Here is a 23887-nt window from a genome sequence, read left to right as displayed (position 1 = left end):
CGACAGTGCAGGAGCGCGGTCAGTCCCGACTCAGGCCAGCGGATAGATGCGAGCGGGACCGTCGACGGTGACCCCCACGCGCTCGCCGACGGAGGGCATGGCGGAGCCCGTCGTCCGGGCCTGGACGACGGTGTGGGCGTCGTCCTCGAGCCGCACGCTCACGAGCGCGTCGTGCCCGTAATAGGTGGTGTCGACGACGACGCCCTGGGCGGTCCCCCTCGGGCCGAGGCGGCTGGTCGATCCGTCGAGCGTGCCGAGCGGCGGGCCGGTGTGGCCGCTGCGGACGAGCCGCAGCTGCTCCGGACGCAGCATGACCTCGACGTCGAGTCCCTCGACGCTCGCGAGCGCGTCCGGCGTCTCGAGTTCGCCGAGCGGGCTGATGACGCGCCGTCCGGCGCCCGAGCCAGCGCCCGACCCGGCAACGACGCGGCCCGAGACCATGACGGCGTCGCCGAGGAAGGCGGCCGCGTGCGGGTCGACGGGGGAGTGGTAGACGTCCGGCGGCGGACCGACGTGCGCGAAGCGGCCAGCCCGCATGATCGCCACCTGATCGGCGAAGGACAGCGCCTCGGACTGGTCGTGGGTCACGAGGACGACCGTGGTCCCGGTCGCGGCGAGGGCCTGCGCGACCGACGCGCGGGTCGAGGCGCGCAGGGCGGTGTCGAGCGACGAGAACGGTTCGTCGAGCAGGACGAGGCCGGGCTTGCGGGCCAGGGCACGGGCGAGGGCGACGCGCTGTTGCTGACCGCCGGAGAGCTGGTCGGGGCGGCGCCGGGCGAGTTCCGGGTCGAGACCGACGAGCTCGAGCAGTTCAGGCACCCCGGCGGAGGCGCGGCGCTCGCGCCAGTTCAGCCCGAAGGTGAGGTTGTGGGCGATGTCGAGGTGCGGGAAGAGGTTGCCCTCCTGGGCGACGTAGCCGATGCCGCGCCGTTCCGGCGCGACCCAGACGCCGTCGGCCACGACGTCGCGGTCGTCGATGGCGACCCGGCCCGCGCTCGGCGCCCGGAAGCCGGCGATGACCCGCAGCAGGGTCGTCTTGCCGCAGCCGGACGGGCCGAGGATCGCGGTCGTCGTCCCGGTGGGGACGACGAGGTCGACGTCGTGGAGCACCTCCTTCGAGCCGTAGGAGGCGCTCACTCCGGTGACGGTCAGGGTGCTCATGAGTCCCCTTCCTGGTTGATCTGGCGCAGCAGTGCGAGGGTCAGCGGCAGCGACACGAGGACCATCGCCGCGGCAAACGGCGCCGCGGCCACGTAGTCGAGTTCGTCGCTCGCCGCCCAGAACTGCGTGGCGAGCGTACGCGTCCCGGTCGGGGCGAGGATGAGGGTTGCGGTCAGTTCGGTGGAGACGGCGATGAAGACGAGCCCGGCGCCGGCGAGCGCACCCGGTCCGGCCAGCGGCAGCACCACCCGGCGGAAGGTCGCCCGCGGCCCGAGGCCGAGGGAGCGCGCCGACTCGGAGAGCTCCGGCGGGGCCTGCGCCAGCCCGGCCCGGACGCTGACCATGGCGCGCGGGATGAAGAGGATGGCGTAGGCGAGGACGAGCAGCGCGGCGCTCTGGTAGAGCGGCTGGATCGTGCGGACGGTCAGGGTGACGAGCGCGAGCGCGACGACGACGCCGGGCAGCGAGCTCGCGAGGTAGGTCGCGCGCTCGAGCGCCATCGCCAGCAGGGTGCGGCGTCGCACGAGCAGCCACGCGGCCGGCAGGGCGGCCAGCGTTGTCAGGGCGGCGGCGGCCAGCGCGAGGCCGAGGGTGGCCGAGCCGGTGCGTCCGACGGAGGCCCAGTCGATCGCGGACCAGCCCGTGACGAGCCAGCGGCCGACGCTGGCGAGCGGCACGCCGAGGGCGAGCACGATCAGCGAGGTGAGGGCGAGCAGGGACGGCACGGTCCAGGCGCCCAGGCGGGCGGGTTCGGGCCGGCGCAGCGTGCCGCGGCCGTAGCGGGCGACGCGCGCATTACCGCGCAGCAGCCACTCGACGCCGAGGAAGGTCAGGCACAGCACGATCAGCACACACGCGAAGAGGCTTCCCGTGTCGTTGCTGAAACCGAGCTGGTACTGCTCGAGGATGGCCGTCGTGAAGGTCGAGTAGCGCATCATCTCGAGCACGCCGTACTCGGCGAGCAGGTGCAGGCCGACGAGCAGGAGGCCACCGGAGAGCGCCGGGCGCAGCTGCGGCAACACGACCCGGGCGAAGGTCGCCCCCGCACCCAGCCCGAGGGCGCGCGCCGAGTCCTCGGCGCCGCCGTCGAGGCCGCGGATCACGGCGGCGACCGGCAGGAAGACGAAGGGGAAGTACGACAGTGTCGTGACGATCGCGGCGCCGAGCAGTCCGTGCAGACCGGGGACGAGCGAGATCCAGGCATAGCCGTTGACGAAGGCGGGCACCGTCAGCGGGGCGAGCAGCAGCGCGCGCCACGTCCGGGACAGCGGCAGGTCCGTGCGCTCGACGAGCCACGCCGCGCCGACGCCGAGCACGGCCGTCGCGGGGACGGTGATAGCCACGAGCGCCAGGGTGTGCCGGATGAGTTCGCCGACCCGAGGGCGGACGAGGGCCTCGACCGCGGTCGCCCAGCCGGCATCGGCCGCGCGGACGACGACGACCCCGATCGGCAGCAGCGTCAGGACCGTGACGAGCAGCGCGGCCACGCCGACGAGCGCCGACCCCGAGAGGGGCCGGCGCAGGCCGTGGTGGTTTCGCTGAGCGTCGGCGGACATCAGCGACAGTCTGCCGCGTCCGTCAGAGCACACCTGCATCGGTCATGAGTTCGGCGACCTTCTCCGAGTCCAGGGTGAACGGGTCGATGTCGGGGGCCTCGAGGCTGTCGAGGGGCGGGAGGTCGGCGTCGGCCGCGACGCCGGTCGCGACGGTGTACTCCTTCGCGCCCGAGTCGGTGAGGATCTGCTGACCCTCCTTGCTCGTGACGAAGGCGAGGAAGTCCTGGGCCTCGGCGGAGTGTTTGCTCGACTTCAGGACGCCACCGGCCGAGTAGCTGACGAAGGCGCCCGGGTCCTCGTTCTTGAAGTACTTGAGTTTGGTGTTGCCGCTGCCCTCCTTGGAGGCGGCCTGGTCGCGGTACCAGTAGTAGTGGTAGATCACGCCCATCGGCAGCTGACCCTCGTTGACCGCCTTCATGGTGACGATGTTGTTCTGGAGGAGCTCGGCGTTGTCCTTGAGGCCGGTCAGCCAGTCGGCGGTGGCCTGCTCGCCCTCGAGTTCGAGCATCCCGGCGACGATGGCCTGGAAGTCGGCGCCGGTGGCCCCGGCACCCCACTTGCCCTGGTACTCCGGATCCTGCAGGTCCATGAGCGAGTCCGGAAGGTCCGCCTCGTCCACGAGTTCCGGGTTGTAGACCAATACGGTCGAGCGGGCGGCGATGGAGGTCCACAGTCCGTTGGACGGGGCCCGGTCCTTCGGCACCTGCGCCAGCGTGGTGTCGTCGACGGGAGCGAGCAGGTCGGCGTCCTGGACGAGCGTCATGGCGGGACTGTTCTCGGTGAGGAAGACGTCCGCGGGGGAGTCGGCGCCCTCCTCGACGAGCTGGTGGCCCATCGAGGAGTCCTTGCCGAAGCGGATCTGGACCTCCTCGCCCGTCTTCTTCTCGAAGGCGTCGACCCAGGCCTGCGTCACGTTCTCGTGCTGCGAGGAGTAGATCGTCAGCTTGGCGGGGTCGAGCTCGGGCTCGGCGGAGTCCTGCGCGCTGCCGCACGCGGCGGTGGCGAGGACGGCGACGAGGCCGACGAGGGTGGTGGCGCGGCGCATCAGTGGTGCTCCTTGATCGGGGTCGGGGTGACCTTCGTGACCTTCGTGCGGTGACGGACGAGGCGGACAAACTGGGTCCAGCCGAGGTGGACGGCGATGCCGACGGCCATGGCGGCGACGAAGGCGGCCAGGCCGCGCTTCTCGTCGAAGAGGCCGAAGACCTGCCACTGGCAGAGGTAGATGAAGAGGGAGGACGAGGCGATGAGGGCGGTCGCGGCCGCGACCGGGCGCGGCATCCGGACGCGCGGCAGCCACAGCAGCGCGGCGACGCCGGCGAGGATCGTCGCCTCGCGGATCAGGTCGCCGTAGTAGCCGTGGATCCCCAGTGCCGCGACGGCGAGGATGAGGGCCCGTTGGCCGTGGCCGCGCGCACCGGCGGCGGCGACCCCGAGCAGGAAGAGCCACGCCACGAAGTACGGCAGGCCGCGCACGGGCGTCGAGGTGTCGGTGAGGAACACGAACCGCGGCACGAGCGCGACGACCGCGAGACCGAGGGCGAGGGCGAAGGGGGCCCGCCGGTGCAGCCGGCCGACGCCCGGGATCGCGAGCAGCGCAGCCGTGCCGAGGCTGCACCAGACGAGCGCCTCGATGAACCAGGCGTGCACGCGGGCGCCCCACTCGACGTCCCCGACGAGCCAGTTGACGAGGCCGAGGTTGGCGAGGTCGTAGGTGCCGTTGACGAGGGTCACGAGCGTCATCCAGAGGACGGCTGGCACCGCGACGGCCGCCACCGAGCCGAACGTCCGGCGCAGGCGCTCGCGGCCCGTGGGTGCGGACAGCGAGAAGCGCGCGAGGTTGTAACCCGCCACGGCGAGCAGCGCGTGGGCGCCGCCGCGAATCTCGACGACGTCGACGTGGGCGAGCGCCACCGCCACCGTCGCTGCGGCGCGCAGGGCCACGGTGCCCTCGACCGCGGCGAGGCGCGACGGGGACTCGACCGCGCTCGCGGCGAGGTCGGCGAGGCTGCGGTGGTGCCAGTCCGCGGGCAGATCGCCGAGCAGTTCCTCGACCCGCAGCGACACCTCGACATAGGAGAGGGAGTCGCCACCGAGGGAGGAGAAGGTGTCCTCCGGGGTGACGTCGGGCAGGTCGAGGCACAGCGCGTAGGTCTCGCGCAGGGCGGCGAGGCGAGCGGCGATCTGATCGGTCGCTGCCTCGGTCGTCGCCTGCCCCTGCGACGCCTGCGCGGCCTCGGCCGCTGCGGCGACGGCCGCCATGGCTGCCGGCCGGTCGACCTTCCCGGTGCTCAGGCGGGGGAGCTCGTCGAGCACGACCGTGCGCACCGCGGCGGCGGGCAGGCCGGCGGCGTCGGCGACGGTCGCCCGCAGCGCGGTGGTGCAGGACAGCTGGGGCCCGATGGCGACGGCCACGTCGAGCGTCTCGTCGGTGCCGCCCGCGCACGCGCTCAGTCCGCGCTCCTCGAGGCGGGCCTCGACCTCGCCGAGGTCGATCCGGGTGCCGAGCACCTTGAGGAAGGCACGGCGGCGGCCGATGATCCGGACGAGCCCGTCCTCGTCGATCCGGGCGAGGTCGCCCGTGCGCAGCACGTGCGTGGTGCGCCCCAGGGCGAGGTCGCGTGGGCTGCGGGCGTAGCCGAGCATGACCCCCGGGCCCTCGAGCAGGAGTTCGCCGACGTCGGGGCCGAGGTCCACCGCCTCGGGGACACCGTGGTCGAGGGTGAGGCGGGATCCGGGGACGGCGCGACCGACGGAGTCCTCGGCGCCGGGCAGGAGCTCGGGCGGGAGGATCGCCATCCGGGCGGTGGCCTCGGTCTGGCCGTACATGACGACGAGGTCCCAGCCCTCGCGGCGGCCGCGTTCGGCGACCTCGGCGACCCGTCGCGGGGCCATCCGGCCACCGGCCTGGGTGATCCGCCGCAGCGACGGCAGGCTCGCCGTGGCCCCGGCGATCCGCTCCAGCATTTCGAAGGTGTGCGGCACGCCGGCGAGGCTCGTCACCGAGTGTGTGCGCGCCGCGTCCCAGAAGCACGGGTCGACGACCGAGGCCCCGGTGAGGACGACGGAGGCGCCGACGGCAAGGTGGCTGTGCAGCACCGACAGGCCGTAGCAGTAGTGCGCGGGCAGCGAGGTGATGGCGCGGTCGTCGGCGCGCAGGCCGAGTGCCTGGGCGATCGCCTCGGCGTTCGACTGGAGGTTGTCGTGCGACAGCCGCACGAGCTTGGGGGAGCCGGTCGACCCGGACGTGCTGAGCAGGACCGCGAGTTCCGGGTGCAGATCATGCCGGGCCGGCTGGTCCGCGATCGCGGCAGCGCGGGCGGCGGCCGGCAGCGGCGTCCCGTGGGGGACGACGAGGTCGGGGGCGTAGCGCCCGACGAGCGAGTCGGTCGACGCGTGGGTCGGGGAGGTGATGAGCGCGACGTGCCCGGCGGCGAGCGTGGCGAGGTGGGCGACGAGCGACGTCTCGTCGTTGCCGAGTTCGAGGAGCACGAGTCGCCGTCCGGTCGCGACGTCGGGGAGGGCGGCGGCCGCATCGGCCACCGCCTGCGCGAGGGCGGCGTGGGTGCGGATGCCGCCGGCCGTCACCAGCGCGGGTGCGTCGCCGTGCGTGGCGAGATCGGTGACGAAGGGGACCGACCGCGGCCCGCGCGCCGGCCGGAGAGCGGGCGCGGAGGCGGGCGCCTCCGGCGTGCGCGGACGAGCAACGACCGACACCTGATCTCCTTCCGACATTTGGCTCACCTAAGTTAGGTAAGGCTGACCTATGGCGGGAAGGCTAGCTCAGGTCGGGTCGGGGTAGAAATCAGGGGCCGCCGGACATGAGACAGCCATGGGTTGGGGCGCCCGGCGGGCCACTCAGATCCAGCTCGGGAACCACATCCGCCAGCGCCAGTGGTCATAGGGGATGACCTGCGCGGTGTAGATCGGCCAGAAGAAGGCGAAGATCGCGAGCGACAGGAGCAGGAAGGCGAGGACTGACGCGAGGCCGGCCCGGCGCCTCAGCAGGCTGTCCTCGCGCCGCCCGAGCACGAGACCCAGGACGAAGGTCGCCCCGAGCACGACCCACGGCTCGAAGGCCACGGAGTAGAACCCGTAGATCGTCCGGTGCTGGATCGTGAACCACGGCAGGTAGGTCGCCGCGAGTCCGGCGAGGATCGCGCCCGCGCGCCAGTCGCGCCGTAGGGCCCAGTGGACCCCGAGCACGAGGATCGACAGTGCGCCGAGCCACCACACCGGCACGGTGCCGATCGAGTGGATCGCCTTGCTGCACTGGTCGACGGCGCAGCCGGCGTCCCCCTTCGTCGGTCCCTCGTAGAAGAAGGACGTCGGTCGGCCCTGGACGATCCAGCTCCACGGGTTGGCCTGGTAGGTGTGCTTGGACGTGAGATGGACGTGGAAGTCGTACATCTCAGCGTGGTAGTGCCACAGCGACCGCAACGGGTCCGGCACCCAGCCGAAGCCGCCCTCGGCCGCGCGGGACTCGGCCCAGTGGCGGTCGTAGCCGTGCTCGCTGCGGAACCAGCCGACGTAGGACGCGATGTACGTGACGAAGGCCGTCCCGACCATCGCGATGAAGGCGAGGGGTCCGTCCTTGACGACGCCTGCGGCGATCCAGTGCCGGACGCCGACCGCGCGGCGCGCGCCCATGTCCCACAGGACCGTCATCAGGCCGAAGACGGCGAGCGCGTAGAGACCGGACCACTTCGTGCCCATGGCGAGGCCGAGGCTCAGGCCGGCCACCCAGCGCCACGGCCGCGCACCGAGCCACGGACCCCAGTCGAGCGTCGTCCCGGCCGGCAGCGCGGCCACCTTCCGCGCGAGCTTGGCCCGGCTCCAGTCCCGATCGATGAGGAGCGCACCGAAGCCGGCGAGCAGGAAGAACATGAGGATGAGGTCGAGCAGGCCGGTGCGCGAGTGGACGAAGTGGTGTCCCTCGAAGGCGAGGAGGAAGGCGGCCACGCAGCCGAGCAGGGTCGAGCGGAAGAGGCGCCGCGCGATCCGCCCGATCATGAGGATCGACAACGTCCCGAGCACGGCGACGGAGAAGCGCCACCCCCACGACGAGTCCGCGCCGAAGAGCCACTCACCGGCGGCGATGACCCACTTGCCGACCGGCGGGTGGACGACCATGTCACCGTCGGTGGAGATGAAGACGTCCGTGGTGCCGTGGGTGAACCACGGGTCGACCTTCTCGCCGTCGCCCTGCCAGCGGAGCTCGACCCCGTGGTCGAGCATCGAGACGCCCTGCTTGACGTAGTAGGTCTCGTCGAAGACGAGCTGGTGCGGCCGATCCAGGCGCCAGAAGCGGATCACGCCACCGAGCGCGGCGATGAGCAGCGGCCCGAACCAGCCCCAGAGGGTGTCGGACGGCCGGAATCCGAGCAGGCGAGTGCGCAACTGCTCTCCCCGGGTCATGGGCGTCATCGTAGACAGACGCCGTCGACTGTCGGCCACACCGCGCGCACGGAGGTGGGCGAAGGGGGCCGGTCGCGCCTGCGAGGATGGGCCCGTGCCCCTCGTCCTCGCCGCCACCCCGATTGGGGATCCCCGCGACGCCGCGCCCCGGCTCGCGGCCGAGCTCGCGGGCGCCGACGTCATCGCCGCGGAGGACACGCGGCGGCTGCGGCGCCTCCAGAACGACCTCGGCGTGACGACGCAGGCCAAGGTCGTCAGCTATCACGAGCACAACGAGGCCGAGCGCACCCCGGACCTGATCGCGCGGCTCCAGGCGGGGGAGCGGGTCGTCCTCGTGACCGATGCGGGGATGCCGTCCGTCTCGGACCCGGGCTATCGCCTGGTGCGCGCGTGCATCGATGCGGACATCCCCCTCACCTGTGTCCCCGGCCCGAGTGCGGTCCTGATGGCGCTCGCGGTCTCGGGGCTCCCCGTGGACCGGTTCTGCTTCGAGGGCTTCGCCCCGCGCAAACCGGGGGAGCGCGCACGGTTCTTCGGCGCGTTGGCCGACGAGCGCCGGACGATGATCTTCTTCGAGGCGCCGCACCGGATCGCCGACACGCTCGCGGCCATGGCCCAGGCCTTCGGCGGCGACCGTCGCGCGGCCGTCTGCCGCGAGCTGACCAAGACCTACGAGGAGGTCCGCCGCGGCGGACTCGACGAGCTGACCGCGTGGGCGAGCGAAGGGGTCCGCGGCGAGATCACCGTCGTCGTCGACGGTGCTCCAGCCACGGTCGTCTCGCAGGACGACGCCGTCGCCCGGGTGTTGGACCGGGTCGCCGCCGGGGAGCGCCTCAAGGAGGCGTCGGTGGCCGTCGCCGCCGAGACCGGGTTGAGCCGTAAGGCGCTCTACGACGCCGCGGTTGCCGCCCGCGCCACGTAGAGGGCGTAGGTGAGGTCGCGTCCGCCGCGGTGCACCTCGACCAGGATCTCCTGCGTGGGGGCCAGCTCGGCGAGTCGCGCCGCGAGGTCGGGTTCGGGCTGGGCGGCCCAGATCGCGAGGACGCCGCCGGGGACGACCTTCGCCAGGGTCGCGCGCAGCGCGTCCGCCCCGTAGAGACCGCCGTTGTCGTCGTGGACGAGGAAGCTCGGGCCGTTGTCGACGTCGAGCAGGATGACGTCCCACGGGCCGACCACGTCGCCGGGGGTTGCCGCTGACGCGTCGCCGGTCAGCACGTCCCGGACGTCGGCCACGTGCAGGTGGGCGCGCGGGTGCCGGCCCACGAGGCCGAGCGTCGGCGCCAAGGCCAGGCGCGACCACTCGACGAGGGCCTCCTCGCGTTCGACGACGTCGACCCGCTCGACCCGGCGGTCCTTGAGGACGTTCCACGCCGTGAAGCCGAGGCCGAGGCCGCCGACGAGGACCCGACGGGGTGACTCGACGAGGGCGAGGGCCCGCTCGGCGAGCGCGACCTCCGTGGTCGTGTCGACCGTGTCCATGGCGAAGACCCCGTTGACGACGAGCTCGTGCACGACGCCGCCCGGAGTCCGGCGCTCCCGCAGCGTGATGTCGCCGTGATCCGTCGTGGTGCTGACGATCGTTTGCGCTGCGTGGTCCGTTGGCTCGCTCATCCCTCCATCCTCGCCGACCGTGCCGACACAGTTGCACGACAACGCATTTCGCCAACAGTTGCGTTGTCTATTACGTCCCGGTAACCGGGCACATCTCACACCGGAAAGCGCCCCCCGCGGCACGTGGCGGCCGTCACCAAGCGGTACGTTTCGCCTGTGGCAACTACGACTCTCCCCAGCGCAAAGCAGCGCGGCGTGGGCCGGTCCTCCATCGGGCTGAAGCTCCTCATGGCGGTCACCGGCATCATCTTCGTGCTCTACCTCGTCCTCCACATGTACGGGAACCTTCAGGCGTTCCGCGGTGCCGAGGCCTTCAACGACTACGCGCACCACCTGCGCACCTTCGGGGAGCCGATGCTCCCCTACGCGGGCCTGCTGTGGGTCATCCGCGTGGTCCTCGTGCTTGCCCTCATCGGGCACGCGGGGAGCGCCTTCGCGCTGTGGAGCCGCGCCTCGGGCGCCCGCACCCAGCGTTACGCGGTGAAGAAGGCGGTCGGCTCGACGCTCTCCTCGCGCACCATGCGCTGGGGCGGTCTGGCCCTCCTGCTCTTCGTGATCTTCCACATCCTGCACCTGACGACGCACACGGTGACGCCGCAGGGCGAGCAGGCCAGCCCCTACGCCAACATCGTCGAGAGCTTCTCGATCTGGTGGGTGACGCTGATCTACGCCCTCGCCATGCTCGCGCTGGCCATGCACCTGCACCACGGCATCTGGAGCGCGTCGCAGACGCTCGGCCTGACGAGCTCGACCGCGTCGCGCGCCAAGGCGAAGACCGCCGGCATCGTCACGGCGGTCGTCATCGCCGGGGGCTTCCTGCTGACGCCGCTCGCCATCCTCGCCGGGATCATCGACTAAGGGACTGCCACAGACATGACTGACACGCTCATCAACGGCCTGTACTCCGAGGGCGCCCCCATCGCGGACACGAAGGCGCCGGCTGGTCCCATCGAGGACAAGTGGACGACCCGCAAGTTCGAGGCGGCCCTCGTCAACCCGGCCAACCGCCGCAAGCTCTCCGTGATCATCGTCGGCACCGGCCTCGCCGGTGCCTCCGCCGGGGCCACGCTCGGCGAGGCGGGCTACAACGTGAAGTCCTTCTGCTACCAGGACTCCCCGCGTCGCGCCCACTCGATCGCCGCCCAGGGTGGCATCAACGCCGCGAAGAACTACAAGGAGGACGGCGACTCCGTCCACCGTCTCTTCTACGACACCGTCAAGGGCGGCGACTACCGCTCCCGCGAGACGAACGTCCACCGTCTGGCCGAGGTCAGCGCCAACATCATCGACCAGTGCGTCGCGCAGGGCGTCCCCTTCGCGCGTGAGTACGGCGGTCTGCTCGACAACCGCTCGTTCGGTGGTGTGCAGGTCTCCCGCACGTTCTACGCGCGCGGCCAGACGGGCCAGCAGCTCCTGATCGGCGCCTACCAGGCGCTCGAGCGTCAGGTCGCCGCCGGCACCGTCGAGACGTTCACGCGTCACGAGATGCTCGAGCTCATCGTCGTCGACGGTCGCGCCCGCGGCATCATCGCCCGCGACATGGTCACCGGCGAGATCGAGACGCACCTCGCCGACGCCGTCGTCCTCGCCTCCGGTGGCTACGGCAACGTCTTCTTCCTCTCGACGAACGCCATGGGCTGCAACGTCACCGCGGCGTGGCGCGCGCACCGCAAGGGCGCCCACTTCGCCAACCCCTGCTACACGCAGATCCACCCGACGTGCATCCCGGTCTCCGGCGACCACCAGTCGAAGCTGACGCTCATGAGCGAGTCGCTCCGCAACGACGGCCGCATCTGGGTGCCGAAGCGCGTCGAGGACTGCGACAAGGACCCGCGCGAGATCGCCGAGGAGGACCGCGACTACTACCTCGAGCGGATCTACCCCTCCTTCGGCAACCTCGTGCCCCGCGACATCGCGTCGCGCCAGGCCAAGAACATGTGCGACGAAGGTCGCGGCGTCGGCCCGGCCATCACGGAGTTCGGCCCGGACGGCGAGGAGCGCCAGGTGCGCCGCGGCGTCTACCTCGACTTCGCCGAGGCCATCTCGCGACTGGGTCGCCCGGCCGTCGAGGCCAAGTACGGCAACCTCTTCGACATGTACGCGCGGATCACGGGGGAGAACCCCTACGAGACGCCGATGCGCATCTACCCGGCCGTGCACTACACGATGGGTGGCCTCTGGGTGGACTACGACCTCGAGTCGTCGATCCCCGGCCTCTTCGTCGCCGGTGAGGCGAACTTCTCCGACCACGGCGCCAACCGCCTCGGCGCCTCGGCCCTCATGCAGGGTCTGGCAGACGGCTACTTCGTCCTGCCGAACACGATCCGCGACTACCTGGCCAAGGGCCCCTTCGACGCGCTGTCGGAGGACCACGAGGCGGTCGTCGAGGCGCGCACGTCGGTGACGGACCGGATCGAGTACTTCCTCAGCTCCGGCGGCGACCGCTCGGTCGACAGCTACCACCGCGAGCTCGGCAACATCATGTGGGAGTACTGCGGCATGGAGCGGACCGAGGAGGGCCTGCTCACGGCCATCGAGAAGATCCGCGACCTGAAGAAGCAGTTCTGGTCCAACCTGCGCGTCCTCGGCAAGAACGAGGAGCTCAACCAGAGCCTCGAGCGCGCCGGCCGCGTGGCCGACCTCATCGAGCTCGGCGAGCTCATGTGCATCGACGCGCTGCACCGGCGCGAGTCCTGCGGCGGCCACTTCCGCGCCGAGTCCCAGACCGAGGACGGTGAGGCGCTGCGTCACGACGACGAGTTCGCCTACGTCGCGGCCTGGGAGCACGGTGGGGACGGCGCGCCGGTCCTCCACAAGGAACCCCTCGTCTACGAGGCCATCGAGCTCAAGCAGAGGAGCTACAAGTAATCATGAAGCTCACCCTCAAGATCTGGCGTCAGCCGGACAACGCCGCCAAGGGTTCGCTGGTCTCCTACGAGGTCGACGACATCTCCCCGGACATGTCCTTCCTCGAGATGCTGGACGTCCTCAACGAGCAGCTCAATGCCGAGGGCACCGACCCGATCGCCTTCGACAGCGACTGCCGCGAGGGCATTTGCGGCATGTGCGGTCTGATGATCTCGGGCCAGGCCCACGGGCCGGAGGTCACGACGACCTGCCAGCTGCACATGCGCTCCTTCAAGGACGGCGACACCATCACGGTCGAGCCGTGGCGCGCGGACGCGTTCCCCGTCATCAAGGACCTCGTCGTCGACCGTGGCGCCTTCGACCGGATCATTCAGGCCGGCGGCTACATCTCGGTCAACACGGGCGCTGCCCCGGACGCTCACGCGGCCCCGGTCCCGAAGGTCAAGGCGGACCGCGCCTTCGACACGGCGACGTGCATCGGGTGCGGCGCCTGCGTCGCGGCCTGCCCGAACGCGTCGGGGATGCTCTTCCTCGGCGCCAAGGTCACGCACCTCGGCGAGCTGCCCCAGGGTCAGGCCGAGCGCGACTCCCGCGTCATCAACATGCTCGAGGTGCACGACGCCGAGGGCTTCGGTGGCTGCACCAACATCGGCGAGTGCGCGGCGAGCTGCCCGAAGGAGATCCCGCTCGACGTGATCTCGCAGCTCAACGCCGACTACCGGCACGCGCTGAGCGCGCAGAAGTAGGCCCGTCCCGAAGGGGGCCCCGTCCACGCGGACAGGGCCCCCTTCGGCGTCCCACCGCCCCACGGCCCCACGGCCCCACCTGCCTCACGCGTATCGGGTCACCCGATACGCGCAGCGTTACCCGGGTTCGCATGTCGGGTAACGCTGCGCAACTCGGGTGAAGCGCTCCCCACGTCGCACACGCCCGGCTCGCGCCCGCCCCACGGCCCCACCTGCCTCACGCGTATCGGGTCACCCGATACTCGCAGCGTTACCCGGGTTCGCATGTCGGGTAACGCTGCGCAACTCGGGTGAAGCGCTCCCCGCGTCGCACACGCCCGGCTCACGCCAGCCCCACGGCCCCACCTGCCTCACGCGTATCGGGTCACCCGATACTCGCAGCGTTACCCGGGTTCGCATGTCGGGTAACGCTGCGCAACTCGGGTGAAGCGCTCCCCGCGTCGCACACGGCCCGGCTCACGCCACGCCCTCACCGCCCCCCTCACCGCCCGCCCTCGCCAGTCCCTCGCGAGTGCGCGCGCGAAGGGGGTCAGAGCCAGGCGAGGTGGTCGCGCAGCAGGGCATAGCCGACGAAGGCGACCACGTCGAGGACCGTGTGGGCGACGACGAGGGGGGCGATCCTCTTCGTCCGGACGTAGATCAACCCGAAGATCAGGCCCATCACGACGTTGCCGGCGAACCCGCCGAAGCCCTGGTAGAGGTGGTAACTGCCGCGGATGAGCGCTGACGTGACGACGACGGCCACCGTCGACCAGCCGGCGCCGAGCCAGCGAGCGAAGAGGTAGCCGATCATGATGACCTCCTCGAGGACGGCGTTCTGGGCCGCTGCGAGGACGAGCACGGGGACGGTCCACCACGCCCCGGACACGTCCGCTGCCGCCACCGTCGTGTTGAGGCCGAGTTCGCGGCTGACGAGGTAGAGCGCCAGGCCCGGCAGCCCGATGGCGGCCGACAGGGCGAGGCCGCGCACGAGGTCGGCGCCCGCGTGCCCCCGGTCGAGGCCGAGGCGCCGAAGGGGGCGCGGCTGGCCGTGGTCGCGGCCCAGCAGGTGCAGGGCGAGCACGACGGGGACGAGCGCGAGGCCGATGCCGACGAGCTGGTACGCGAGGTCGAGCCAGGGGTGGTCCGGCACGACGGAGCTGTTCATGGCCGTCGTCTGGGCACGCAGCCCGGTCTCGGCGAGCAGTTTGCGGATCAGGCTCAGGGCGGACCAGATCGCCGAGGCGCCGAGGGAGACGCCCAGCACGAGCACCGTCTCGATGAGGAGGTCGCGGGGCCGCAGTGCCGCCTGCGGGGTCGGCGGTTGCCCGTCGAGCGGGTCGGGAGCGCTGTGCATGGGTCGAGGGTAGACACGTCGACTCGGCCGGCGACGGCGGCGCCGGTAGGGTGCGTGACGCCCGCGACCCCGCGGCGCACTCAGCGGATGAGACCCAGCCGGCGAGATCAGGAGGTCACGTGCCCGAGCGCAGCTACAACCCGTCGCCGCGGATGACCGGGATCCTCGATGCGGCGGTGCGGGTGACCGCGGCCGGCGGCCTGCGTGCCCTGACCCACCGCGCCGTCGACCGCGAGGCGGGGCTGCCGGAGGGCAGCACGTCGAGCTATCTGCGCACCCGCATGGCGCTCCTCGTCGCGCTCAGCGAGCACGTGGCCGACCAGCTGCACGCCCAGGTCCGGGCGCTCATGGAGCCGCTGGCCTCGGAGGACGGCGTCGACGAGGAGCAACTCACGGCGGGCATCGTCGGCCTCTTCGTCGAGTGGCTCGACCACCCGGAGGTCTCGCTCGTGCGCGCGGAGCTGAGCCTGGAGGCGGTGCGCGTGCCGGCCATCAACAAGGCCTTTTCGCCGTGGCACGACGACCTCATCGCCGCGGCGACGCCGATCGCCGCCCGGACGGGACACCCGCAGCCGTTGCGCCTGGCCACGGCGACGGTGGCCGCCTTCGAGGGCATTCTGCTGAGCGCCCTTGGGCAGCCGGAGGACCGCCGCGAGAACTACCTGCGCGAGATGGTGGGGCTGCTCGTGCAGTCCCTCATCCGCTGAGGCCGGTCGCCCAGCCCGGTCGCTCTCGCCGCCGACGACGCAGTCGCGCCGCCGCCCGCCAGGCCCAGATGAAGGCGAGCAGCAGGATGACGATGGCGATGATGACGAGCAGCGGCAGGAAGATCGCGATCACGCTCAGGCCGATCGACGCGCCGTCCTCGACGGTGGAGACGACGGGGGCGCCGACGCCCAGGGTCGTCGCGTTGACGACGGGGCGGGCGGCCATCTTGCCCGAGTGCACGAGCCCCGACACGACGATGCCGAGCAGGATCCCGGCCCACTGGTTCTGCTGCATCCACGTCGACTGGTCGAGGCTCTCGGCGGCCGTCGTCGCGGCGAAGATGAGACCGCCCATGCTGGGTCGGATGAAGGTCTGCACGGCGTCGTTGACCGTGTCGACGGCGGGGACCTTGTCGAGGACGACCTCCGCGAGGAGGAGGACGGCGCCGACGCCGATGGCCCAGCCGCTCTCGATCCACGCGAAGGAGGACGGCAGTGTGATGACGTCCGTGAAGCGCGCGATGAGGGCGACGATGAGGAAGGGGATGTAGGCGTTGAGCCCGGCGGCAGCCGAGAGGCCCACTCCTGTGAGAGCGGCGATCATGTGCCCGATTGTGCCCCGCATCGGGCCCCGCCGCCGTGTTGACGCGCCCCGAATCCGACCGGCTCGGGGCCGGGCCGCCCGGCGGACCTAGGATTGCCGCCATGAGCAAGGTTCTCTCGGCCGTCGCCTGGCCCTATGCCAACGGCCCCCGCCACATCGGTCACGTCGCCGGCTTCGGTGTCCCCTCGGACGTCTTCAGCCGCTACATGCGGATGGCCGGTCATGACGTGCTCATGGTCTCGGGCACCGACGAGCATGGCACGCCGATCATCGTCCAGGCCGACAAGGAGGGCGTGACCCCGCGCGAGCTCGCGGACCGTTTCAACGCCGTCATCGCCAAGGACCTCACCGACCTCGGCCTCGCCTATGACCTCTTCACCCGCACGACCACGGTCAACCACTACACGGTGGCGCAGGAGCTCTTCACCGGCGACTGGCGCAACGGCTACATGATCGAGCAGACCACGCGCGGCGCGATCAGCCCGTCGACGGGTCGCACCCTGCCGGACCGGTTCATCGAGGGCACCTGCCCGCTCTGCGGTTACGGCGAGGCCCGCGGCGACCAGTGCGACAACTGCGGCAACCAGCTCGACCCCACGGAGCTGATCGACCCGCGCAGCAAGATCAACGGCGAGACCCCCGAGTTCGTCGAGACCCAGCACTTCTTCCTCGACCTGCCGGCACTCGCCGACGCGATCGGCGAGTGGCTCGCCGAGCGCGAGGCCAGCGGCACGTGGCGCCCGAACGTCATCGCCTTCTCGCAGAACCTGCTCAAGGACGTGCGGCCCCGCGCCATGACGCGCGACCTCGACTGGGGCATCCCCGTGCCGATCGACGGCTGGCGCGACCAGCCGACGAAGCGCTTCTACGTGTGGTTCGACGCCGTCGTCGGCTACCTCTCGGCGTCCATCGAGTGGGCCCGCCGCCTCGGCGAGCCGGACCGTTGGCGCGAGTGGTGGAACGACCCCGAGGCGCTGTCCTACTACTTCCAGGGCAAGGACAACATCACGTTCCACTCGCAGGTGTGGCCTGCCGAGCTGCTTGCCTACGCGGGCAAGGGCACGAAGGGGGGCGAGCCGGGGGAGTACGGCGTGCTCAACCTGCCCACCGAGGTCGTCGCCTCCGAGTTCATGACGATGGAGGGCAAGCAGCTGTCCACGTCGCGCGGCCACGTCATCTACGTGCGCGACGTCCTCGAGCGCTACGGTCCGGACCCGCTGCGGTACTTCATCTGCGCGGCCGGCCCGGAGACCCAGGACAGCGACTTCACCTGGGCGGAGTTCATCCAGCGCAACAACTCGGAGCTCGTCGCCGGCTGGGGCAACCTCGTCAACCGGACGGCCTCCATGCTCGCCAAGAACTTCGGTGAGATCCCGCAGCCCGGCCCGCTCGAGCCCGTGGACGAGGCGCTGCTGGCGACGATCCGCGACGGCTTCGGCACGGTGGGCGACCTCATCGGACGGCACCGGCAGAAGGCGGCCATCGGCGAGGCCATGCGCCTGGTCGGCGAGGCCAACAAGTACGTCTCCGACACCGAGCCCTTCAAGCTGAAGGGGGAGGACCAGCGCGAGCGCCTGGCGACCGTGTTGCACACCCTCGTCCAGGCCGTGAGCGACCTCAACACGATCATGTCCCCCTTCCTGCCGCACTCCTCCAACACGATCCACGGCGTGCTCGGCGGCGAGGGTGAGTTCATGCCGATGCCGCGGCTCGAGGAGGTCGAGGACCTCGACGACCCGCAGCGTCGCTACCTCGTCATCACGGGCGAGTACACGGCGACGCCGACGTGGGAGTCACGCCCCGTCGTCGTCGGCGCGCCGATCGCCAAGCCGTCGCCCGTCTTCACCAAGTACGACGCCGACGAGGTGCTGGCGGCGGAGCACGCTCGGCTGTCGGCGCCCGACGCAGGCTGACCCGTGGCGCAGGACGTACGGCACGGGCAGACTCCGCCCCTTCCCGATCGACTGCCGATCCCGGTCGTCGACAACCACACCCATCTCGACATCGTGCGCGGTGACCTCGCCGACGGTGAGGGTGCCGGCGGCGCCCCCGGCGGCGGCGGAGCCTCGACGGCCGCCGACGCCGTGGCGGAGGCGCTCCGGCTCGCGGCGTCCGTGGGTGTCGACCGGGTCGTCCAGATCGGATGCGACCTGCCCGGCGCGCGCTTCACGGTCGAGCAGATCGACCGGCACCCCCAGATGCTCGGGGGAGTGGCGATCCACCCCAACGAAGCGCCGGGTCTCGAGGCGTCCGGCCGGACGGCCGAGGCGCGCGCCGAGATCGAGACGCTCGCGGCCCACCCGCGGATCCGGGTCATCGGCGAGACCGGGCTCGACTACTTCCGCACCGGCCCGGATGGGGTTGCGGCACAACACGATTCGTTCCGCTGGCACATCGACCTCGCCAAGCGGCTCGGCAAGGCTCTGCAGATCCACGACCGCGACTCGCACGACGACGTCCTGCGGATCCTCGACGAGGAGGGTGCTCCCGAGCGCACGGTCCTCCACTGCTTCTCCGGGGACATGGCCTTCGCCCGCGAGTGCATCGATCGCGGCTACCTGCTGTCCTTCTCCGGCACGGTCACCTTCAAGAATGCGGGGGGCCTGCGGGATGCCCTGTCGATCACCCCGCTCGACCAGCTGCTCGTCGAGACCGATGCCCCCTACTTGACGCCGGTGCCGCACCGCGGGGCCGCCAACGCGCCCTACCTCGTGCCCCTCACGGTGCGGGCCATGGCGGCCACGCTCAACGTCGACGTGCCGCAACTGTGCCGGGCGCTGAGCGCCACGTCGGAGAGGGTCTACGGTCCCTGGTGATTCACCACACCGTTACCAAAATTTGACCTTGACGCCTTCGTCGGGGCAGGCTGGTTCCTCGTTGGCCGGGGTCGGTTCCCCTCCTGGGCAGCGCACGACCCGCTCGTTCCCCTGCGATGCGGGTCCCTGGCTGGGCAATGACTGCTCACCTTGCCCCCAGGTCTCCCTGGTCTGCGCCGCCTTCACCGATGCCCGGGAATTCCTAAGCTTGGAGCCCCATGAGCACCACCCTCATCCGCCGCGCCGCGCAGACCGGCGTCGTCGGCGCCCTCGTCCTCGGCGTGTCCGGCGTCGCCATGGCAGACAAGTCCGTCGCCGTGGCCGTCGATGGCAAGACCACGACCGTGCACGCCTTCGGTGGCACCGTCGGTGACGTCCTCGAGAAGCAGGGCATCTCCGTCGGCCAGCACGACGTCGTCGTCCCGGGCGTCGGCGAAGAGGTCGAGGACGGCGACAAGATCGTCGTTCGCTACGGCCGCAAGCTCGTCGTCACCGTCGACGGGCAGAAGAAGACCTACTGGACCACGGCCACGACCGTCGGTCAGGCGCTGCGCGACCTCGGTCTGCGCGCCCAGGACGCCGAGCTCTCCGCGTCCCGTTCCGCCTCGCTCGGTCGCAGCGGACTCTCGCTCACCATGAGCACGCCCAAGAAGGTCACCATCTTTGCCGGTGGCGCGAAGACCTCGGGCACCACGAACGCCATCAACGTCAAGGGCGCCCTCGAGGACCTCGGGGTCAAGCTGCCCGACGCCGACGACACCCTCAAGCCCGGCATCTGGGCGAAGGTGAAGAACGGCATGAGCATCCACATCACCCGCGTCACGAAGGACACGGTCAACGTCTCGACGTCGATCCCCTTCAGCACCCGCACGACCTCCTCCGCCTCGCTGTGGGAGGGCCAGACGAAGGTCGTCACGCAGGGCAAGCCCGGCACGAAGGTGGTCACCTACCGCGTCGCCCACAAGAACGGCAGCGAGTCGAGCCGCTGGGTCATCGGGTCCCGCGTCACGGCTCAGCCGGTGACGCAGGTCGTCGCCCAGGGCACGAAGCAGCGTCCGGTCGCGACGCCGGAGCCGAGCCCCACGAGCTCGTCCTCGTCCTCGTCCTCGTCCAGCACGACCTCGGCGCCGACCCCCAGCTCGACCTCCACGTCGAGCGGCAGCGGCCTCAACCTCGCGAACGCCGCGATGTGGGACCGCATCGCCCAGTGTGAGTCGACCGGCAACTGGTCGATCAACTCGGGCAACGGCTACTACGGCGGCCTCCAGTTCGACATCCAGACCTGGCTCGGTGCCGGTGGTGGGGACTTCGCCCCGCGCGCCGACCTCGCCAGCCGCGAGGAGCAGATCACCGTGGCCAACCGCGTCTACGCCGACCGCGGCCTGCAGCCGTGGGGCTGCGCGCACGCGGCCTGATCCCGCGACGCCGTAAGCGAGCCGGCGACCTTCCCTCCGGGGTCGGTCGCCGGCTCGCTTACAGTTCTCCCCATGACTGACGCCCCCGAGCCCGCCCCGGTCGACGACCGGGGCGTTCGTCTGCTCGGGGCCGCGCAGATCCGCGAGCTCGCCGACCGCCTGGGCGTGCGCCCGACGAAGCAGTGGGGCCAGAACTTCGTCGTCGACGCCAACACCGTCCAGCGGATCGTGCGGGTGGCCGGAGTGGGCCCGGAGGACGCCGTCGTCGAGGTCGGTCCCGGCCTCGGATCCCTGACGCTCGCCCTCCTCGAGGTCGTCGGTCACCTCACGGTGATCGAGGTCGACCCCGCGCTGGCGGCGGCGCTGCCCGAGACGGTGGCGGTGCGGGCTCCGCTCGCGAGCGAGCGCCTCGACATCATTCAGGCCGACGCCATGACGGTGACGGAGCTGCCCGGCCCGGCGCCGACGGCGCTCGTCGCGAACCTGCCCTACAACGTCTCGGTGCCGGTCGTCCTTCGCTTCCTCGAGCTCTTCCCCAGCCTCGAGCGTGTCCTCGTCATGGTCCAGCTCGAGGTTGCCGAGCGGCTCGCTGCCCGGCCTGGGAGCAAGACCTACGGAGTGCCCAGCGTGAAGGCGGCCTGGTACTCCGACGTCCGCCTCGCCGGCACGGTGTCGCGCAGCATCTTCTGGCCGGTACCCAACGTCGACTCCGGCCTCGTCTCCTTCGTCCGCCGCGAGCCGCCGGCGACCGCGGCCACGCGCGAGGCGACCTTCGCCTGCATCGACGCGGCGTTCGCGCAGCGGCGCAAGACGCTCCGGGCGGCGCTCGCCGGGTGGGCGGGGTCGGCCGAGCGGGCGGAGGCCTGCCTGATCGCCGCGGGCATCGATCCCCGCACTCGGGGGGAGCGGCTCGACGTCACCCAGTTCGCTGGAGTGGCCGCCGCGCGAGACGCGCTGTGATGGCCAACCGAGGTGCTTGACGCGATCGCGTGGTTGTAAAGTCTGTTGGCATGACATCCGATGGCCTGCTCGGCGAGGGCAGCTTCCGATCGAAGATGCACGAGATGATGCGTGCGTCGATCCTGGAAGCCGCCCGCAAACGCGCCGCCAAGGTCGACTGGTCGGCCATCCGGATTTCCGACATTGCGGACGACGTTGGCGTGAGCCGACAGACCGTCTACAACGAGTTCGGGGCGAAGGACGATCTCGCGCGGGCCCTCTTCGAGGCCGAGATCGGGACGTTCGTCGCGGGCATCGTCGACATCACCGGCCGGGCGCCGAACATCACGACCGCACTGAGTGACACCCTCAACTGGCTCTTCGACGCGGCTGGCAACCACCCGATCATCCAGCGCATGCTCAGCGACGCACGGGCTGGCGAGGGTGGTTCCCTCCTGCCGATCCTCACGGTCCGACCCGAGGTCGTCCTCCTGCCGGCCCGGCAGATGCTGCTCAAGGCGTTCACCGACCGCTGGCCTGCCCGGGACATCGACCGGACCGAGCAGATGATCGACTTCGTCGTGCGCCTGAGCCTGAGCGAGATCCTGATGCCCAGCGACCGCCCGCGCGTCGACGTCATCGAGGGGATCGTCACCATGTCGAAGGCCGTTCTCAAGCCGGTCAACCGGGGGGCTGCGGCCGCTCGCGTCGTCGATTCGGCGAGCTGACATGGCCACCACCCCTGTCCCGCTCAAGATCCTCGCCGGCTTCCTCGCCGGCGTCGTCGTCGGTGTCGGCGGAGCGAGGGCTTCGGAGAAGGTCGCCGACCTCGGCCTTGGCAACGACCCCTTCGAGAAGGTCGTGATCGTGGACAAGAGTCGGCCCATCGCCGTCACGCCCGTGCTCAACATCGAACGACTCGAGACCAACACGGGCGTGGACTGGGGTCTCGAGCTCCGTCAGGACCGCGGCGAAATGCACGGCGGGAGCCCCTTCGCGTCGGACACCGAGTACCGCAAGCGCCTCGAGCAGGTCGTGACGGTGCCCGACCTCAAGGCCAACCAGGTCCAGGGTGTCATCACGAACGTCCTCGACAAGGAGGCGACGGAGCGCTCGGGCGTGCTCTACGTCGTGTGGTTCGGCTCGTACCCGAAGGCGAGGGACTGGCTCCAGTTGGACACTCCGGTCTTCACCGACCCGGCCCTCGAGGCCGCGCGCAAGACGTACTGGGCTGGGCAGTACGTCGTCTACTACGCGAAGCCCGCCAACGGCACCGACCGATCGACCCGCGTGCACCGCTGGGTCGAGGAGGTGTCGCAGTGTCCCAACGACGCCAACCCGTGCAAGATCGTGAAGGTTGGCTGAGCCGGACCTGCGTCGTCGTCAGTCGACGGGGACGAGGCGTGCCTCGTGCGCGACCGTGCCGAAGCTGCCCAGGGGCAGCAGGCGCATGTTGAGGGTGGCGCCGATGTCGGTGGCGGGCACGAAGCCGTACTTGCGCGAGTCGTCGGAGCCGCCCCAGTTGTCCCCGAGCACCCAGTACTGACCGGCGGGGACCGTCACCCAGCCGACCTTGCCCGTGGCCGTCCCGTTCTTGTCGCAGCACGCCTTTGTGCGTTCGCCGACCTGACCGGTCCAGACGGGGTTCTCGACGCGGTGCTCCTGCGTGGTGCCGGCGGGGATGAGGCGCACGGTGGGGGTGTCTCCCTTGACCGTGCTCACGGCGAGCTTGTCTCCGGGCAGGCCGATGACGCGCTTGACCGCGAGCCCACCACCCTCGAGGCGGGCCTCGACGAGATCGAAGCGCTGCACGTCCCCCTTCGCGAGCATGTTCGCCAGGAGGCGGTCCTGCTCGTGGAGGGTGGGTTCCATGCTCTTGCCGGTGACCTGGACGGAGAAGGTCAGCGCCACGACGGGGATGAGGATGGCGACCATGACGACGATGGTGAGCACCCAGCCGATGACGCGCAGGGTGGTGGAGCCGGAGTCGCTGCGGGGGAGAGTCATGACTGCCTTCGGATCGGGGAGGGTCAGGTGGATGAAGTGTTGGCTGAATGATGGCCTGCTGCGTCGGCGCCGTGGTCGCCTTGCGCAGCTCGCCTCGAGCGGCCTCGAGGGCAGCGACGTCGGTCTCGGCATGGCGACGACGACCCGCAGCACGGGGTCGGGGACGACGACGGACACGAAGTACGTGGTGCGCGCCGGCCTGGCGGACGGGAAGCTCGACGGGCTCTGCCTGTCGCAGACGCAGACCGTCGGCGGGGCGGCCTTCACCATCTTCCTGCGCGGCGGCGACGGCACCCTCGGGACCTACGAGATCGCCGGCAAGAACGCCGTCCTCGACGTCACCAACCTCCGCGCCGCCGCCCAGACCGGGTCGGCCGGCAACGGCATCGTCTTCGATGGCCGAGTCCTGATGGGCGTCTCCGGTGACGACATCACGACCACGGCCACGGGGGGCGTGGCGGACCGCAACCCGCTCGAGGTCGCGGACACGATCGGCTGGTACGGCATCGACGCCGACAAGGGCACGATCTACAACTTCACCGCGGACGTCTACGACCTCGTCATCGGTGGCCCCTTCTCCATGCCCGGACTCTCCATCCAGGTCGTCGCCGGGTCGACCGGCTGCAAGAGCACTGCCCTCCCCAAGTAACCCGAGCCTGATCCTCTGGGTGGGATCTCGGGGCGTGGGTGCTCGGTTCGGGGA

The 23887-nt window shown here is 70.9% G+C and carries 21 protein-coding genes; 12 read left to right on the top strand and 9 right to left on the bottom strand.

The features are described from left to right. Positions 1-30: 30 nt before the first annotated feature. From ACQBAS_RS10900 to ACQBAS_RS10880, 5 genes are all read right to left on the bottom strand, one after another. Entirely contained in the window at positions 31-1161 is a 1131-nt protein-coding gene (locus ACQBAS_RS10900) for an ABC transporter ATP-binding protein (protein ID WP_427383828.1), read from the bottom strand. After that, positions 1158-2717, bottom strand: a complete 1560-nt coding sequence (locus tag ACQBAS_RS10895; RefSeq protein WP_427383826.1) for an ABC transporter permease — start codon at positions 2715-2717, stop codon at positions 1158-1160. Before ACQBAS_RS10895 ends, ACQBAS_RS10900 begins: the two co-directional genes overlap by 4 nt. 22 nt (positions 2718-2739) lie before the next feature. Continuing rightward, the gene (locus ACQBAS_RS10890; protein ID WP_427383825.1) at positions 2740-3762 is read right to left on the bottom strand and encodes an extracellular solute-binding protein; all 1023 of its coding nucleotides are present in this window, start codon (positions 3760-3762) and stop codon (positions 2740-2742) included. Continuing rightward, positions 3762-6434, bottom strand: coding sequence for an AMP-binding protein (locus ACQBAS_RS10885; RefSeq protein ID WP_427383824.1), 2673 nt, complete (start codon positions 6432-6434; stop codon positions 3762-3764). Before ACQBAS_RS10885 ends, ACQBAS_RS10890 begins: the two co-directional genes overlap by 1 nt. Before the next feature lie 141 nt (positions 6435-6575). Next, the gene (locus tag ACQBAS_RS10880) at positions 6576-8135 is read right to left on the bottom strand and encodes a dolichyl-phosphate-mannose--protein mannosyltransferase (protein ID WP_427383823.1); all 1560 of its coding nucleotides are present in this window, start codon (positions 8133-8135) and stop codon (positions 6576-6578) included. Positions 8136-8229: 94 nt separating this feature from the next. On the opposite strand from ACQBAS_RS10880, the gene rsmI reads away from it, so the two are divergent. Then, complete coding sequence (gene rsmI, locus ACQBAS_RS10875; protein ID WP_427383821.1) at positions 8230-9057, top strand: 16S rRNA (cytidine(1402)-2'-O)-methyltransferase; 828 nt, start codon at positions 8230-8232, stop codon at positions 9055-9057. Here the strand turns inward: rsmI and ACQBAS_RS10870 are convergent. Then, entirely contained in the window at positions 9024-9746 is a 723-nt protein-coding gene (locus ACQBAS_RS10870; RefSeq protein WP_427383820.1) for a spermidine synthase, read from the bottom strand. The genes rsmI and ACQBAS_RS10870 overlap by 34 nt on opposite strands. Before the next feature lie 195 nt (positions 9747-9941). Here ACQBAS_RS10870 and ACQBAS_RS10865 point away from each other — a divergent pair, with 195 nt between their 5' ends. Genes ACQBAS_RS10865 through ACQBAS_RS10855 form a run of 3 tightly spaced genes read left to right on the top strand, consistent with a single transcriptional unit; the run spans position 9942 to position 13360 of the window. Beyond that, positions 9942-10604, top strand: a complete 663-nt coding sequence (locus ACQBAS_RS10865; protein WP_427383819.1) for a succinate dehydrogenase cytochrome b subunit — start codon at positions 9942-9944, stop codon at positions 10602-10604. 15 nt (positions 10605-10619) lie between these two features. Beyond that, entirely contained in the window at positions 10620-12614 is a 1995-nt protein-coding gene (locus ACQBAS_RS10860) for a fumarate reductase/succinate dehydrogenase flavoprotein subunit (protein ID WP_427383818.1), read from the top strand. Between the two features lie 2 nt (positions 12615-12616). Beyond that, positions 12617-13360, top strand: a complete 744-nt coding sequence (locus tag ACQBAS_RS10855) for a succinate dehydrogenase/fumarate reductase iron-sulfur subunit (protein ID WP_427383817.1) — start codon at positions 12617-12619, stop codon at positions 13358-13360. Positions 13361-13889: 529 nt separating this feature from the next. Here the strand turns inward: ACQBAS_RS10855 and ACQBAS_RS10850 are convergent. After that, positions 13890-14696, bottom strand: a complete 807-nt coding sequence (locus tag ACQBAS_RS10850; RefSeq protein ID WP_427383816.1) for a CPBP family intramembrane glutamic endopeptidase — start codon at positions 14694-14696, stop codon at positions 13890-13892. A 119-nt stretch (positions 14697-14815) separates the two neighbouring features. On the opposite strand from ACQBAS_RS10850, the gene ACQBAS_RS10845 reads away from it, so the two are divergent. Beyond that, the gene (locus ACQBAS_RS10845; RefSeq protein WP_427383815.1) at positions 14816-15403 is read left to right on the top strand and encodes a TetR/AcrR family transcriptional regulator; all 588 of its coding nucleotides are present in this window, start codon (positions 14816-14818) and stop codon (positions 15401-15403) included. Here ACQBAS_RS10845 and ACQBAS_RS10840 read toward each other — a convergent pair. Beyond that, a complete protein-coding gene (locus ACQBAS_RS10840) occupies positions 15393-16007 on the bottom strand; it encodes a DUF4126 domain-containing protein (protein WP_427383814.1) in 615 nt (204 codons plus the stop codon). The two genes, ACQBAS_RS10845 and ACQBAS_RS10840, sit on opposite strands and share 11 nt — an antisense overlap. 101 nt (positions 16008-16108) lie before the next feature. Between ACQBAS_RS10840 and metG the strand changes: the two genes are divergently transcribed. From metG to ACQBAS_RS10810, 6 genes are all read left to right on the top strand, one after another. Beyond that, the gene (gene metG, locus ACQBAS_RS10835) at positions 16109-17920 is read left to right on the top strand and encodes a methionine--tRNA ligase (RefSeq protein WP_427383813.1); all 1812 of its coding nucleotides are present in this window, start codon (positions 16109-16111) and stop codon (positions 17918-17920) included. Positions 17921-17923: 3 nt separating this feature from the next. Then, complete coding sequence (locus ACQBAS_RS10830) at positions 17924-18823, top strand: TatD family hydrolase (RefSeq protein WP_427383812.1); 900 nt, start codon at positions 17924-17926, stop codon at positions 18821-18823. A gap of 218 nt (positions 18824-19041) precedes the next feature. Further along, on the top strand, positions 19042-20238 hold the full coding sequence (locus tag ACQBAS_RS10825) for a transglycosylase family protein (protein ID WP_427383811.1): 1197 nt from the start codon (positions 19042-19044) through the stop codon (positions 20236-20238). A gap of 72 nt (positions 20239-20310) precedes the next feature. Further along, a complete protein-coding gene (gene rsmA / locus ACQBAS_RS10820) occupies positions 20311-21198 on the top strand; it encodes a 16S rRNA (adenine(1518)-N(6)/adenine(1519)-N(6))-dimethyltransferase RsmA (RefSeq protein ID WP_427383810.1) in 888 nt (295 codons plus the stop codon). A gap of 50 nt (positions 21199-21248) precedes the next feature. After that, a complete protein-coding gene (locus ACQBAS_RS10815) occupies positions 21249-21905 on the top strand; it encodes a TetR family transcriptional regulator (protein WP_427383809.1) in 657 nt (218 codons plus the stop codon). Between the two features lies 1 nt (position 21906). Next, a complete protein-coding gene (locus ACQBAS_RS10810; RefSeq protein WP_427383808.1) occupies positions 21907-22542 on the top strand; it encodes a hypothetical protein in 636 nt (211 codons plus the stop codon). Positions 22543-22560: 18 nt separating this feature from the next. Here the strand turns inward: ACQBAS_RS10810 and lepB are convergent, their stop codons facing one another. Next, positions 22561-23184 (bottom strand): signal peptidase I, encoded by a 624-nt coding sequence (gene lepB, locus ACQBAS_RS10805; protein ID WP_427383807.1) that lies wholly within the window; start codon positions 23182-23184, stop codon positions 22561-22563. A gap of 31 nt (positions 23185-23215) precedes the next feature. On the opposite strand from lepB, the gene ACQBAS_RS10800 reads away from it, so the two are divergent. Next, on the top strand, positions 23216-23833 hold the full coding sequence (locus ACQBAS_RS10800; RefSeq protein ID WP_427383806.1) for a DUF6230 family protein: 618 nt from the start codon (positions 23216-23218) through the stop codon (positions 23831-23833). Positions 23834-23887: the final 54 nt, after the last annotated feature.

This window comes from Janibacter zhaoxuefangae, from assembly GCF_050271985.1.
GTDB lineage: Bacteria > Actinomycetota > Actinomycetes > Actinomycetales > Dermatophilaceae.
The sequence above is the reverse complement of the archived record's forward strand: the minus strand, read 5'-3'. Positions and strand labels throughout refer to the sequence as shown.